Source organism: Streptomyces sp. 378 (genome assembly GCF_030124145.1).
In the GTDB taxonomy this organism is placed as follows: domain Bacteria; phylum Actinomycetota; class Actinomycetes; order Streptomycetales; family Streptomycetaceae; genus Streptomyces.
Genome location: NZ_JASKMS010000015.1, coordinates 75,541 through 88,465, shown reverse-complemented (window position 1 = coordinate 88,465; position 12,925 = coordinate 75,541). Strand labels below are relative to the sequence as shown.

General features: G+C 72.9%; 13 protein-coding genes. 6 read left to right on the top strand and 7 right to left on the bottom strand.

The annotated features are described in order from the left end of the window. Positions 1-11: 11 nt before the first annotated feature. Genes QNO09_RS21075 through QNO09_RS21065 form a run of 3 tightly spaced genes read right to left on the bottom strand, consistent with a single transcriptional unit; the run spans position 12 to position 3,540 of the window. Positions 12-797 (bottom strand): 3-oxoacyl-ACP reductase, encoded by a 786-nt coding sequence (locus tag QNO09_RS21075; protein ID WP_283971771.1) that lies wholly within the window; start codon positions 795-797, stop codon positions 12-14. Beyond that, positions 794-2,167 (bottom strand): aldehyde dehydrogenase family protein, encoded by a 1,374-nt coding sequence (locus tag QNO09_RS21070; protein ID WP_283971770.1) that lies wholly within the window; start codon positions 2,165-2,167, stop codon positions 794-796. The genes QNO09_RS21075 and QNO09_RS21070 overlap by 4 nt, the downstream gene beginning before the upstream one ends. Before the next feature lie 8 nt (positions 2,168-2,175). Beyond that, positions 2,176-3,540 carry a glutamine synthetase family protein gene (locus tag QNO09_RS21065; RefSeq protein ID WP_283971769.1) on the bottom strand — a complete coding sequence of 455 codons (1,365 nt, stop codon included), beginning with the start codon at positions 3,538-3,540 and terminating at the stop codon, positions 2,176-2,178. A gap of 84 nt (positions 3,541-3,624) precedes the next feature. Here QNO09_RS21065 and QNO09_RS21060 point away from each other — a divergent pair, with 84 nt between their 5' ends. The 3 genes from QNO09_RS21060 to QNO09_RS21050 all read left to right on the top strand — a co-directional run bounded on the left by QNO09_RS21060 (position 3,625) and on the right by QNO09_RS21050 (position 6,674). Continuing rightward, positions 3,625-4,365 carry a FadR/GntR family transcriptional regulator gene (locus tag QNO09_RS21060; protein ID WP_283971768.1) on the top strand — a complete coding sequence of 247 codons (741 nt, stop codon included), beginning with the start codon at positions 3,625-3,627 and terminating at the stop codon, positions 4,363-4,365. A 151-nt stretch (positions 4,366-4,516) separates the two neighbouring features. Further along, a complete protein-coding gene (gene eat, locus QNO09_RS21055) occupies positions 4,517-5,962 on the top strand; it encodes an ethanolamine permease (RefSeq protein WP_283971767.1) in 1,446 nt (481 codons plus the stop codon). A 37-nt stretch (positions 5,963-5,999) separates the two neighbouring features. Beyond that, positions 6,000-6,674 (top strand): gamma-glutamyl-gamma-aminobutyrate hydrolase family protein, encoded by a 675-nt coding sequence (locus QNO09_RS21050; protein ID WP_283971849.1) that lies wholly within the window; start codon positions 6,000-6,002, stop codon positions 6,672-6,674. A 25-nt stretch (positions 6,675-6,699) separates the two neighbouring features. Here QNO09_RS21050 and QNO09_RS21045 read toward each other — a convergent pair whose 3' ends face one another. Then, positions 6,700-7,629, bottom strand: coding sequence for a LysR family transcriptional regulator (locus tag QNO09_RS21045; RefSeq protein ID WP_283971766.1), 930 nt, complete (start codon positions 7,627-7,629; stop codon positions 6,700-6,702). A gap of 70 nt (positions 7,630-7,699) precedes the next feature. On the opposite strand from QNO09_RS21045, the gene QNO09_RS21040 reads away from it, so the two are divergent. After that, positions 7,700-8,851 (top strand): TDT family transporter, encoded by a 1,152-nt coding sequence (locus QNO09_RS21040; protein ID WP_283971765.1) that lies wholly within the window; start codon positions 7,700-7,702, stop codon positions 8,849-8,851. Here QNO09_RS21040 and QNO09_RS21035 read toward each other — a convergent pair. Further along, the gene (locus QNO09_RS21035; protein WP_283971764.1) at positions 8,763-9,485 is read right to left on the bottom strand and encodes a helical backbone metal receptor; all 723 of its coding nucleotides are present in this window, start codon (positions 9,483-9,485) and stop codon (positions 8,763-8,765) included. The two genes, QNO09_RS21040 and QNO09_RS21035, sit on opposite strands and share 89 nt — an antisense overlap. Then, positions 9,482-10,045, bottom strand: a complete 564-nt coding sequence (locus QNO09_RS21030; protein ID WP_283971763.1) for a helix-turn-helix domain-containing protein — start codon at positions 10,043-10,045, stop codon at positions 9,482-9,484. The genes QNO09_RS21035 and QNO09_RS21030 overlap by 4 nt, the downstream gene beginning before the upstream one ends. A gap of 386 nt (positions 10,046-10,431) precedes the next feature. Between QNO09_RS21030 and QNO09_RS21025 the strand changes: the two genes are divergently transcribed. Both QNO09_RS21025 and QNO09_RS21020 read left to right on the top strand, forming a co-directional pair. Next, on the top strand, positions 10,432-11,361 hold the full coding sequence (locus tag QNO09_RS21025; protein WP_283971848.1) for a 5'-3' exonuclease: 930 nt from the start codon (positions 10,432-10,434) through the stop codon (positions 11,359-11,361). Positions 11,362-11,438: 77 nt separating this feature from the next. Beyond that, entirely contained in the window at positions 11,439-12,284 is an 846-nt protein-coding gene (locus QNO09_RS21020) for a siderophore-interacting protein (protein WP_283971762.1), read from the top strand. Positions 12,285-12,317: 33 nt separating this feature from the next. Here QNO09_RS21020 and QNO09_RS21015 read toward each other — a convergent pair whose 3' ends face one another. After that, a complete protein-coding gene (locus QNO09_RS21015) occupies positions 12,318-12,899 on the bottom strand; it encodes a GNAT family N-acetyltransferase (RefSeq protein ID WP_283971761.1) in 582 nt (193 codons plus the stop codon). Between the last annotated feature and the right edge of the window lie 26 nt (positions 12,900-12,925).

The following is a 12,925-nucleotide window of genomic DNA, read 5'->3' as shown; positions in this document are numbered from 1 at the left end:
CGGACACCGGCTTACAAGGGTGTGACGTACGCCCCGGCGATCCCGCCGTCGACCAGGAAGTCGGTGGCGTTGACGAAGGAGGAGTCGTCGCTGGCCAGGAAGGCCACGGCGGCGGCGATCTCCTCGGCCTCGGCGAACCGGCCCAGCGGGATGTGCACCAGGCGGCGCGCGGCCCGCTCCGGGTCCTTGGCGAACAGCTCCTGGAGGAGGGGGGTGTTGACCGGGCCGGGGCACAGGGCGTTCACGCGGATGCCCTCGCGGGCGAACTGCACGCCCAGTTCCCGGGACATGGCGAGGACACCGCCCTTGGAGGCCGTGTACGAGATCTGCGAGGTGGCCGCGCCCATCCTGGCGACGAAGGACGCCGTGTTGATGATGGAACCCTTGCCCTGGCGCCGCATGTAGGGGATGGCGGCCTTGCAGCACAGGTAGACGGAGGTGAGGTTGACCTCCTGGACGCGCTTCCAGGCCTCCAGCCCGGTCTCCAGGATGGAGTCGTCGTCGGGCGGGGAGATGCCGGCGTTGTTGAAGGCGATGTCGACGCTGCCGTAGGTGTCGTAGGCGGTCTTGAAGAGCGCCTCGACCTCGTCGGGGTCGGTCACGTCCACCGTCACGAAGGTGCCGCCGGTCTCCTCGGCGGCGGCCTTGCCGCGGACCTCGTCGACGTCGCCGCAGACGACGTGCGCGCCCTCGGAGGCGAGACGGCGGGCGGCGGCCAGACCGATGCCACTGCCGGCTCCGGTGACGACGGCGGTACGGCCGACCAGGCGGCGGCAGATGTTTTCCTGGGCAGTCACTGTGCGGGGCCCTCCGTGCTGATGAAGACGTTCTTGGTTTCGGTGAAGGCGGCCAGGGCGTCGGGGCCGAGTTCGCGGCCGACGCCGGACTGCTTGTAGCCGCCGAACGGGGTCCAGTAGCGGACGCTGGCGTGGGAGTTGACGGACAGGTTGCCGGCGCGGACGGCCTGGGAGACGCGCAGGGCGCGGCCGACGTCCCGGGTCCAGATGGAGCCGGAGAGGCCGTAGGGGGTGCCGTTGGCGAGGCGGATCGCGTCCTGCTCGTCGGTGAACGGCAGCAGGACGGCGACCGGGCCGAAGATCTCCTCGCAGGCCGCGGCCGAGTCGGGGCTCTCCCCGGTGAGGACGGTGGGCGGGAACCAGAAGCCCGGGCCTTCGGGGGCGCTGCCGCGCAGGGCCGGGGCGCCGTCGGGCACGAAGCTCCGGACGCGGTCCAGTTGCTGCCGGGAGATCAGCGGGCCCATCTGGGTCTTCTCGTCGGCCGGGTCGCCCACCACCACGGCGGCCAGCGCCTCGGCGAGCAGCTCGCGGACCTCGTCGTAGACGCTCTCCTGGACCAGCACGCGGGTGCGGGCGCAGCAGTCCTGGCCGGAGTTGTCCAGGAAGGAGAAGGGGTCGACGGCTGTTTTGAGGTCGGCGTCGGCGAAGACGATGTTGGGGCTCTTGCCTCCCAGTTCGAGGGTGACGGGCTTGACCTGCTCGGCGCCGAGGGCCGCGACGCGCGTCCCGGTCCGGGTCGAACCGGTGAAGACGATCTTGGCGACTCCGGGGTGCCGGACCAGGGCGTCGCCCGTGATGTCACCGCGTCCGGGCAGGACCTGGAAGAGGTGCTCGGGGAGCCCGGCCTCCAGGGCGATTTCGGCCAGGCGCAGGGCGGTGAGCGGGGTGGTCTCGGCGGGCTTGAGGAGGACGGCGTTGCCGGCCGCGAGGGCGGGGGCGGTGCCCCAGGCGGCGATCGGCAGGGGGAAGTTCCAGGGCGCGATCACGCCGACGACGCCGAGCGGTTCGAGGATCGTGACGTTCAGGCCGCCCGGTACCGGGATCTGCCGGCCGGTGAGCCGCTCCACTCCTCCGGCCGCGTAGTCGAGCAGGTCGCGGACGTTGCCGGCCTCCCAGCGGGCGTTGCCGATGAGGTGCCCGGCCTCGCGGACCTCCAGCCGGGCCAGTTCCTCCAGGTGCTGGTCGACGGTGGCGGCGAAGCGGCGCAGGAGCCGGGCGCGGTCGCCGGGGGCGAGGGCGGCCCAGATCCGCTGTGCTCTGGCGGCCTGGGTGACGGCTGTGTCGACGTCGGCCGGACTCGCCCCGGCGACGGCGGCGACGACCTCCTCGGTCGCGGGGTTCAGCACGTCCAGAAGGTGCTCGGAAGACACAAAGGACCTCACATGCGTTCGAAGGAGCGGCGTAGCTCCCAGTCGGTCACCGCGGCGTCGAAGGCGTCCAGTTCGACGCGCGCCATGTTGCGGTAGTGCGCGACGACCTCGTCGCCGAAGGCGGTCCGGGCGACGGTGCTGTTCTCCCAGAGTTCGGCGGCCTCGCGCAGGGTGGTGGGGACGTGGTCGAGGTCGGCGGCGTAGGCGTTGCCGGGGCAGGGTTCGGGCAGCTCCAGTTTCTGTTCGATGCCGTGCAGTCCGGCCGCGACCAGTCCGGCGACGGCGAGGTAGGGGTTGACGTCGCCGCCGGGCAGGCGGTTCTCGAAGCGCAGGGAGCGGCCGTGGCCGACCACGCGCAGCGCGCAGGTGCGGTTGTCCTGGCCCCAGGCGACGGCGGTCGGCGCGAAGGAGCCGGGCTGGAACCGCTTGTAGGAGTTGATGTTGGGGGCGTAGAGGAGGGAGAAGTCGCGCAGGGCGGCGAGCTGGCCGGCGAGGAAGTGGCGCATGACCTCGGACATGCCGCCTTCGAGGTCGCCGGCCATGGCGTTGGTGCCGTCGGCGTCGGCGAGCGAGAGGTGGATGTGGCAGGAGTTGCCCTCGCGCTCGTTGAACTTGGCCATGAAGGTGATCGACATGCCCTCCTGGGCGGCGATCTCCTTGGCGCCGGTCTTGTAGACGGAGTGCTGGTCGCAGGTGACCAGGGCCTCGTCGTAGCGGAAGACGATCTCGTGCTGGCCGGGGTTGCACTCGCCCTTGGCGGACTCGACGGTGAGGCCGGCGCCGGACATCTCGTTGCGGATGCGGCGCAGCAGGGGCTCGACGCGGCCGGTGCCGAGGACCGAGTAGTCGATGTTGTACTGGTTGGCCGGGGTCAGGCCCTTGTAGCCGGCGTCCCAGGCCTGTTCGTAGGTGTCCTTGAAGACGATGAACTCCAGCTCGGTGCCGACCTGGGCGGTGTAGCCGAGTTCGGCGAGGCGCTCCAGCTGGCGGCGCAGGATCTGCCGGGGGGCGGCGACGACCGGGGAGCCGTCGTCCCAGGCGAGGTCGGCGTGGAGCATGGCCGTGCCCGCGTTCCAGGGGACGCGGCGCAGGGTGGTCAGGTCGGGGTGCATGGCGAAGTCGCCGTAGCCGCGGTCCCAGGAGGACATCGCGTAGCCGTCGACGGTGTTCATCTCGGTGTCGACGGCGAGCAGGTAGTTGCAGCCCTCGGTGCCGTGCCGCAGGACCTCGTCGAGGAAGAAGCGTGCGGCGAACCGCTTGCCCTGGAGTCGCCCTTGCATGTCGGGGAAGGCCAGGACGACAGTGTCGATCTCACCGCCCGCGACGAGGGTGTGCAGTTCCTCGACGCTCAGCGGGGGTGTGCGGTCTGCCACGGGATGGCCTCCTAGGCTCCTTGGGTCCGCCGGGAGCCATAAGGTATTGCGGAGAACCATTGCTTGGGAAGGGGGTACGGCCACATGCCGGAGGAAGTGGACGGCGGCGGGGCGGAGCGCGACGGGCTGACGCCGGTGCTGCGGCCGGTGCGCGCGGGCAACGGCTTCGAGGAGGCGCTGGAGCAGATCCTGCAGGTCGTTCGGCTGGGTCTGGTGCCGGGGGGCGAGCGGTTGCCGGCCGAGCGGGAGCTGGCGGAGCGGCTGGGGATCAGCCGGGTGACGCTGCGCGAGGTGCTGAAGGTGCTCCAGGACCAGGGGCTCGTGGAGTCGCGGCGCGGCCGGTACGGCGGCACGTTCGTGCTGCCGCGCGCGGACGCCGTCGGCGAGGACGAGCTGCGGCGCCGGGTCGCCGAGGTCGACATAGAGGACGTGCTGCGGTTCCGGGAGGTGCTGGAGGTGGGCGCGGCCGGGCTGTGCGCGGCGCACGGGCTGGAGCCCAAGCAGGTGGACCGGCTGCGCGAGGCCCTGGCGCGCACGCGCGACGCACCGCTCGCCGAGTACCGCCGCCTGGACACGCTGCTGCACCTCACGATCGCCGAGTTGTCCGGCTCCCCCACCCTCACCGCCCAGTACGCGGCGGTCCGCGCGACGGTCAACGACCTGCTCGACTGCATCCCGCTGCTGGTGCGCAACCTGGAGCACTCCCAGCGCCAGCACACCGCCCTGGTGGAGGCCGTGATCGAAGGCGAAGCCGATCAGGCGCGGGAGATCGCGCGCGAGCACTGCGGGGGTACGGCGGCGCTGCTGCGGGGCTTCCTCGGCTGAGCCGGGCGGGTGTCGCGGCGCGGTGAGGATTTACGGGCGATTAACGCACGGGTCTTGCCTTCTCTCGGTCGGCACCGCAAAGGTATGGCTCCATTCCATTGAGCAGTAGCACGCTCGCCCCCGTGACCGCCGCCCCGTCGGGAGTCTGCCCATGCCCCAGGAACCCACCGTCACACCCGCCGCCCGGGAGGGCGACGACTATCTGGAACGCAGAGCACTGCGCCGCGGCAGCGCCGGCTGGGTGCTGCTGACCGGCCTCGGCGTCGCCTACGTCGTCTCCGGCGACTACTCGGGCTGGAACTTCGGCCTCGCCGAAGGCGGCTTCGGGGGCCTGGCGATCGCCATGGTGCTCATGGGCGCGATGTACACGTGCATGGTCTTCGCGCTCGCCGAACTGTCCTCGATCCTGCCCACGGCGGGCGGCGGCTACGGCTTCGCCCGGCGGGCGCTCGGCCCGTGGGGCGGCTTCCTGACCGGCACGGCCATCCTGATCGAGTACGTCCTCGCGCCCGCCGCCATCGTCATCTTCATCGGGGACTACGTCGAGTCGCTCGGCCTGTTCGGCCTGGAGTCCGGCTGGCCTCTGTACCTGGTCTGTTTCGCCATCTTCCTCGGCATCCACCTGTGGGGCGTCGGCGAGGCGCTGCGCTTCAGCTTCGTCGTCACCGGCATCGCCGTGGTGGCGCTGATCGTGTTCGCGCTGGCGGCGCTGCCCGACTTCTCCTTCGCGTCGCTGGACGACATCCCGGTCGACTCCTCCGCCGCGGGGTCGAATTCCTGGCTGCCGTTCGGCCTGCTCGGGATCTGGGCGGCGTTCCCTTTCGGCATGTGGTTCTTCCTCGGCGTGGAGGGCGTGCCGCTGGCCGCCGAGGAGACGAAGGAGCCGGCCCGTACGCTGCCGAAGGCGATCCGCTGGTCGATGGGGATCCTGGTGGTGCTCGCGGTGGTCACGTTCTTCGCGGCGGCCGGCGCGCGCGGCTCCGCGGCCGTCCAGGAGGCCGGCAACCCGCTGGTGGAGGCGCTCCAGCCGAACGGCGAGGCGACGGCCCTCAGCCGGATCGTGAACTACGCGGGCCTGGCGGGTCTGGTGGCGTCGTTCTTCTCCCTGATCTACGCGGGCTCACGCCAGCTGTTCGCCCTGTCCCGCGCGGGCTACCTGCCCCGCTTCCTGTCGCTGACCAGCCGCCGCAAGGCCCCGTATCTGGGCCTGCTGGTACCCGGCACGATCGGCTTCCTGCTGGCGGCGGTGTCGGGCAACGGCGCGCGGATGCTGAACATCGCCGTCTTCGGCGCGACCATCTCCTACGCGCTGATGTCCCTGTCGCACATCGTGCTGCGTCGCAGGGAACCGGAGCTGGAACGGCCGTACCGCACGCCGGGCGGGGTGCTGACGTCCTCGGTCGCCCTGGTGCTGGCGTGCGCGGCGCTGGTCGCGACGTTCCTGGTGGACGTGACGGCGGCACTGATCGCGCTGGCGGTGTACGCCGTGGCCGTCGGGTACTTCGGCCTGTACAGCCGCAGGCGGCTGGTGGCGAGCGCGCCGGAGGAGGAGTTCGCGGCGCTGGCGGCGGCCGAGGCAGAGTTGGCACGGGACTGAGGCGTCGAGCGGTGAGGGAGCCGTCGTGGGCAGGCCGTTGATCGGGGTCAGCACCTATCTGGAATCGGGTGCGCGCTGGGGCGTGTGGGAGCTGGAGGCCGCCCTGCTCCCGGTCGGCTACCCCCGGCTGGTGCAGCGGGCGGGCGGCCTGGCCGCGATGCTGCCGCCGGACGACCCGGGGCACGCGGCGGCTGCCGTCGCCCGCCTGGACGGTCTGGTCATCGCGGGCGGGCCGGATGTGGAACCGGTGCGCTACGGGGCGCAGCGCGAACCGCGGACGGGACCGCCGGCGCCGGAGCGGGACGCGTGGGAGCTGGCGCTGATCGAGGCGGCGCTGCGGGCCGGGGTGCCGTTGCTGGGCATCTGCCGGGGGATGCAGCTGCTGAACGTCGCTCTCGGGGGGACGCTCGTGCAGCACATCGACGGTCACGCCGAGGTCGTGGGCGTCTTCGGCGGGCATGCCGTGAAGCCGGTGCCGGGGAGCCTGTACGCCGGTGTCGTGCCGGAGGAGACGTTCGTGCCGACGTACCACCATCAGGCGGTGGATCGTCTGGGCGCGGGCCTCGTCCCGTCGGCATACGCGGCCGACGGGACGGTGGAGGCGGTGGAACTGCCCTCCGCCGACTGGGTCCTGGGCGTGCAGTGGCATCCGGAGATGGGCGAGGACCTGCGGGTGATGCGGGCGCTCGTGGAAGCGGCTTCGGGCGACTGACGCGAAGGACGGGACGGGCCAGGGGTCATCCCCGCGTCAGCGACAGCAGGTCCCGCGCCGGACCCGTGGGGCGATGCCCGGTGGGCCACACCGCTCTCAGGTCCCGCGCCAGGGCCACCCCGTCCACCGGCACCCGCACCAGCCGCCGCATCGCCAGCTCCTCCCCCACCGCGAGTTCGCTCAGCACCGCCGGCCCCGCCCCGCTCACCGCCGCCGCCTTCACCGCCGTCGTGGAGGAGAGCTCGATCAGCGGCCGGGCCAGCCCGCCGAGCGCCGCGTCCAGCACCTGGCGCGTGCCCGAGCCCTTCTCGCGCAGGATCAACGGGGTCGTCGCCAGTTCGCCCGCGGCCAGCGGACGCCGCCGCCGGGCCCACGCATGGGTGGGCGAGGCCACGACTATCAGCCGGTCGTGGGCGATGACCGCCGAGTCGAGACCGGCCGGCACCGACAGCCCCTCCACGAACCCCAGGTCCGCCTCGTCGGACAGCAGCCGCTCCGCGACCACGGTCGAGTTCCCCGCGTGCAGCGACACCGCCGTGTCGGGCCGCTGTGCGCGCAGCGCGAGCAGCCAGCCGGGCAGCAGGTACTCGGCGATGGTCATGCTCGCGGCCACCCGCAGCCGGGAGTCGCGGCGCACGCGCAGCGCCTGCGCCCCCACGTCGAACGCCTCGGCCGCCTCCACGATCCGTCGCGCCCAGTCCGTCACCAGGGCCCCGGCGTCCGTGAGCCGGGACCCGCGGGGCGACCGGTCCACCAGCGCCACGCCGAGCTGCCGTTCCATGGACCGGATCCGGCTGCTGGCCGCGGGCTGGGTGATGCCCAGTTCCCGCGCCGCCCCACCGAGGCTGCCGAGCCGCGCCACCGCGAGCAGCAGCTCCAGGGCGCCCAGATCGGGCACCCGGTGCGCCAGGGCACCGGCGGCCGAGGGCCCGGGCTGTTCATCCGCGTTGCTCATAAACCCAGCTTATGTCGCCATAGAGGCGGACTCCCTGGTGGTGCGCCTCCCCCGGCCTCACCGTGGCGACATGGTCACCGCAGCCCGGCCCCTCACGTACCCGCTCTCCGTCCGCCACCTCGGACCCAACTGGTACGCCACCGTGATGGGCACCGCCGTCGTCGCCACGGCGGGCGCGGCCCTGCCACCGCACGTCCCAGGGCTGCGGGGCGCACTCACGGGGGTGTGGGCCCTGTCGCTCCTCCTGCTCCTGGCCCTCCTCGCGGGGCGGGCCGCGCACTGGACCCGGCACCGGGACCAGGCCCGCACCCACCTCCTCGACCCGGCGACGGCACCCTTCTACGGCTGCCTCGCCATGGCCCTGCTGGCCGTGGGCGGTGGTGGCCTCACCGTCGGCCGGGACTGGATCGGCCTGCGGGCGGCCGTCGCGCTCGACGCGGTGCTGTTCACCGCCGGTACGGTCCTCGGGCTCGCCGCGGCCGTCGCGGTGCCGTGTCTGATGGCCGTACGGCACCGGGTGGAGCCCGGGCAGGCCACGCCGGTCTGGCTGCTGCCGCTCGTCGCGCCCATGGTGTCGGCCGCCGTCGGGCCGCTCCTGGTGCCGCATCTGCCGCCCGGTCAGGCCCGGGAGACGCTGCTGGTGTTCTGCTTCGCGCTGTTCGGGCTCAGCCTGCTCGCGACCCTGGTCATGCTGCCGCTGGTCTTCACGCGCCTGGTGACCGGCGGGCCGCTGCCCCTCGCCCTCACCCCGACGCTGTTCCTGGTGCTGGGCCCGCTCGGGCAGTCCGCCACGGCCGTCGGCGCCTTCGCGGACGTCGCGCCGGGCGTCGTGCCGGAGCCGTACAGCGAGGGCTTCGGCCTCCTGGCCGTGCTCTACGGCGTGCCCGTGATGGGGTTCGCGTTGCTGTGGTTCCTCCTGGCCGCCGCCCTCGTGCTGCGTGCCCGGCGGCACGGGATGCGGTTCTCGATGACCTGGTGGTCGTTCACCTTCCCGGTCGGCACCTGTGTCACCGGCGCCGAGGCCCTGGGTCGCCACACCGGGCTCCTCGCCTACGCGGGTCCGGCGCTCGTGCTGTACGCGGTGCTGGTCGCGGCGTGGGGCACCGCCGTCGCGGGCACTGTGCGCGGGCTGCTCAGGGGTGAGCTGCTCGCAGCGCCCGGCCCAGGACCCGCGGCGCCTCGGCCAGTGACGGTCCGTACCACGTCAGGTGCCGTCCGCTGACGAGCGCGCAGGGCAGGCCGGGGAAGGCCTCGGGGCCGTCGTCCGCGGTGAAGCGGTACGGCTCGTCGGGGAGGACCACCAGGTCCGGTGCCGTGGCGCGGAGTTCCGGCAGCGGGACGCGGGGGTAGCGGTCGGGGTGGGTGGCGTGCACGAGGTCGACGCCGAGGCGGGCGAGGACGTCACCCGCGAAGGTGTCGCGGCCCAGGACCATCCACGGGCGGCGCCAGATCGGCACGACCGCCCTGCGCCGCGTCCCGGGCTCCGGCAGGGACGACCAGACGGCCTCCGCCTCGTCCAGCCAGCGCGGGCGGGCCGTCACCCCGCAGGCGTCCAGCACCCGGGCCAGCTCCCGGAAGGCCTGCGGCACGTCGCGGATCTCCGTCACCAGGACCTCGGCGCCCGCCGCGCGCAGGGCCTCGATGTCGGGTGCGCGGTTCTCCTCCTCGTTGGCGATCACCAGATCGGGCGCGAGGGAGAGGATCCGGTCGGTCTTCGGGTTCTTGGTGCCGCCGACGCGCACGACGTCCAGGTCCGGGGGATGCGTGCACCAGTCGGTGGCGCCGGCCAGGGTTCCCGGCCGCACGGACCGGGCCACGGCCTCGGTCAGCGAGGGGACGAGCGAGACGACCCTCACCGGCGCGGCCGGTCCCGGACCGCCTCGATGTGCTCCGCCACGGCGACGACGACCACCCGGGTGTCCGACTCGGTCGCCCGCCAGCGATGCCGCACGCCACCGGTCAGATACAGGGTGTCACCGCGGCCCAGGCGGTAGGCGCGGCCCTCCGCCTCGATCTCCACGGCGCCGTCGGCGACGTACATCAACTGGTCGTTGCGGCACTGGAGTTCACGGGCGGCGTCATGGTCACCGGTGAACTCGGAGGCGTGCATCTGGTGATGTCCGCGCACGAGGGAACGGGTCCGGGGCAGCGGCTCGGTGCCGTCGGCGCGAACCACGTCCACGCTGCACGCCGGGTCGGCCGCGGCGAGCAGTTCCACCGCCGTGGTGCGCAGGGCGTCCGCGACCTTCTCCAGGGAGCTGGTGCTGGGGCGTGCCCGGTCGTTCTCGATCTGGCTCAGGAACGGGACCGACAGGCCGCTGCGCGCGGCGACGACGGCGAGGGTGAGCTCCAACGCGCGGCGCCGCCGGCGCACGGCCGCACCCACCCGAAGAGGCTGCTCTTTGTGGTCGCCCATGGCTCCGGCTCCCTTCTTCGCCCGTCGATCCGCTCCCCGTGCGACGGTGTCCCGGCGCACTGCTTCTGTTGAGTTGTCTGCACCCTACGCATGTTCGGCAAACCGTTGCATGCGCCCGTCACATCGGTGTCACACGGCGTGCGGTCGGACCCCACAGTTCACGCCAGCCTAGCGAGCGCCGGACCGGCCGAGTCGAGGCCCTGATCGCCCCCCGACGGGGGAACGCGGACGGACGCCCCCAGGCAGCCCCGGGACACGGCGAAGCCCGGGCGGCGGCATAGCGCTCCGTGGTTGGCCGAATTCCTACCGTTGCCCTCGCACACGACCCGAGAGGTCGGCCCGCACCCGTTGCGCGGCGGGGAAGGCTGTCGGTGCGGTACGGCATGATGCGTGGCGTGACCGGACGACTGATGCTTCTCGACACCGCCTCCCTCTACTTCCGCGCCTACTTCGGTGTCCCGGACTCGGTCCGGGCCCCGGACGGCACGCCGGTGAACGCGGTCCGCGGACTGCTCGACTTCATCGACCGCCTGGTCAAGGACCACCGGCCGGACCTGCTGGTCGCCTGCATGGACGCCGACTGGCGGCCGCAGTGGCGGGTGGAGCTGATCCCGTCGTACAAGGCCCACCGCGTCGCCGAGGAGCACGCCACGGGGCCGGACGAGGAGGAGGTGCCCGACACGCTGTCGCCGCAGGTGCCGGTCATCGAGGAGGTGCTGGACGCGGTCGGCATCGCGCGCGTGGGGGTCGCCGGCTATGAGGCGGACGACGTGATCGGCACGTTCACCGCACGGGCGAAGGGCCCGGTCGACATCGTCACGGGCGACCGCGACCTGTACCAACTGGTGGACGACGCGCGCGGGGTGCGCGTGCTCTACCCGCTGAAGGGCGTGGGCACTCTGCAGCACACCGATGAGGCGGTGCTGCGTGAGAAGTATGGGGTCGGCGGCAGCGGGTACGCGGATCTGGCCCTGCTGCGCGGCGACCCCAGCGACGGCCTGCCGGGCGTGCCGGGCATCGGTGAGAAGACGGCCGCCAAGCTGCTGGCGGAGTTCGGGGACCTGGCCGGGATCCTGGCGGCGGTGGAGGACCGGCGGTCGAAGCTGACTCCGACCCAGCGCAGGCGGCTGGACGAGGCGCGTCCGTATCTCGCGGTCGCTCCGAAGGTGGTCCGGGTCGCCGACGACGTGCCCCTGCCGGACGTCTCCACGGCGCTGCCGCGGGCTCCGCGCGACCCGGAGGCGCTGGAGGCGCTGGCCGCCCGCTGGGGACTGGGCGGGTCCCTGGAGCGCCTGTTGACGACGCTCGCGCGGTGACCTTCGCCACAAGAGGTGTGAAGTGGGGGCGAAGTGCTAGCTTAGGTTAGCCTAACTATCGGGACAGGGAGGTCCTCATGGCAGAGCGACCGGGCCGCCAGCCGCGCCGGATCCACTCCGCGCAGGTCGTCCGCACCGAGCGGCTGACCCCGCACATGCAGCGTGTGGTGCTCGGCGGCGAGGGCCTCGCCGACTTCTCGGTGGGCACGTGCACCGACCACTATGTGAAGCTGCTGTTCCCGCCCGTGGGCGTGACCTACCCGGAACCCTTCGACCTGCAGCGCGTCCGGGACGAGCTGCCGCGCGAACAATGGCCGGTCACCCGGACGTACACGGTCCGCCAGTGGGACGCCGAGCACCGCGAGCTGACCCTGGACTTCGTCATCCACGGTGACGAGGGCCTGGCGGGACCATGGGCCCTGCGTGTCCGGCCGGGCGAGACGGTGCGCTTCATGGGACCCGGCGGGGCGTACGCGCCCGCCCCGGACGCCGACTGGCATCTGCTCGTGGGGGACGAGAGCGCGCTGCCCGCGATCGCCTGCGCCCTGGAGGCGCTGCCGCGCGGGGCCAGGGCCTTCGCCTTCGTGGAGGTCTCCGGCCCCGAGGAGGAACAGAAGATCGACTCGGACGTGGAGGTCGTCTGGCTGCACCGCGGCGCCCGCCCGCGCGGCGAGGCACTGGTGGAGGCCGTGCGGGGTCTGGCGTTCCCCGAGGGCCGGGTACACGCCTTCGTCCACGGCGAGGCGCACTTCGTCAAGCAGCTGCGCCATCTGCTCCGCGTGGAGCGCCAGGTCGCGCGCGAGGACCTCTCGATCTCCGGCTACTGGCGCCACGGCCACAACGAGGACGGCTGGCAGGCCTCCAAGCGCGAGTGGAACGCCCGGATCGAGGCGGAGCAGGAGAGCCACGCGTCCGCGGCCTGAGGGCGGTCGCACACGGGCGGTGCGGGGCCCGGCTCAGTCCCCGCGTACCCGCGCATGCAGATGCAGGTCGTGCCACCCGTCCGGCTGCAGGACCGCACTGCGCTTGGTGCCCTCCAGGGCGAAGCCGGTCCTGGTCGCGACACGGCACGACGCCTCGTTGCGCACCGCGTGCAGGAGTTCCAGCCGATGGAAGCCGACCTCGTCGAAGGCCCAGTGGGTGAGCGCGACCGTGGCGCGGACCGCCACGCCCCGGCCCCGGGCCGCCGGAGCGGTCCAGTACGCCACTTCCGCCGTCCCGTCGTCGAGCCGCAGCTCGCGTAGCGCCACCCGGCCCAGCAGCACGCCGGAGTCCGCGCCGGCCACGGCCCAGTGCGCCTCTCGCTCCCCCTCCCACGCCTGGTGCCAGGCGCGGATCCAGCCGGCGACCTCCGCCACGGAGTCCGCGGCACGGGCGTGCCACTGGTGCATCACCGGATCCTGGAAGACCTCGTACACCGCGGGCGCGTCCCCGGCCCGCCACGGCCTCAGGACGAGTCCGCCGTCGGCGCGAAGAGTGGGTTGCGGGCGGCCCGCGAGTGTCCCGGCGGTCAGGACCGGGCCGATGAGGAACGGCATGCCCGCATCCTGACAAGAACCCACCG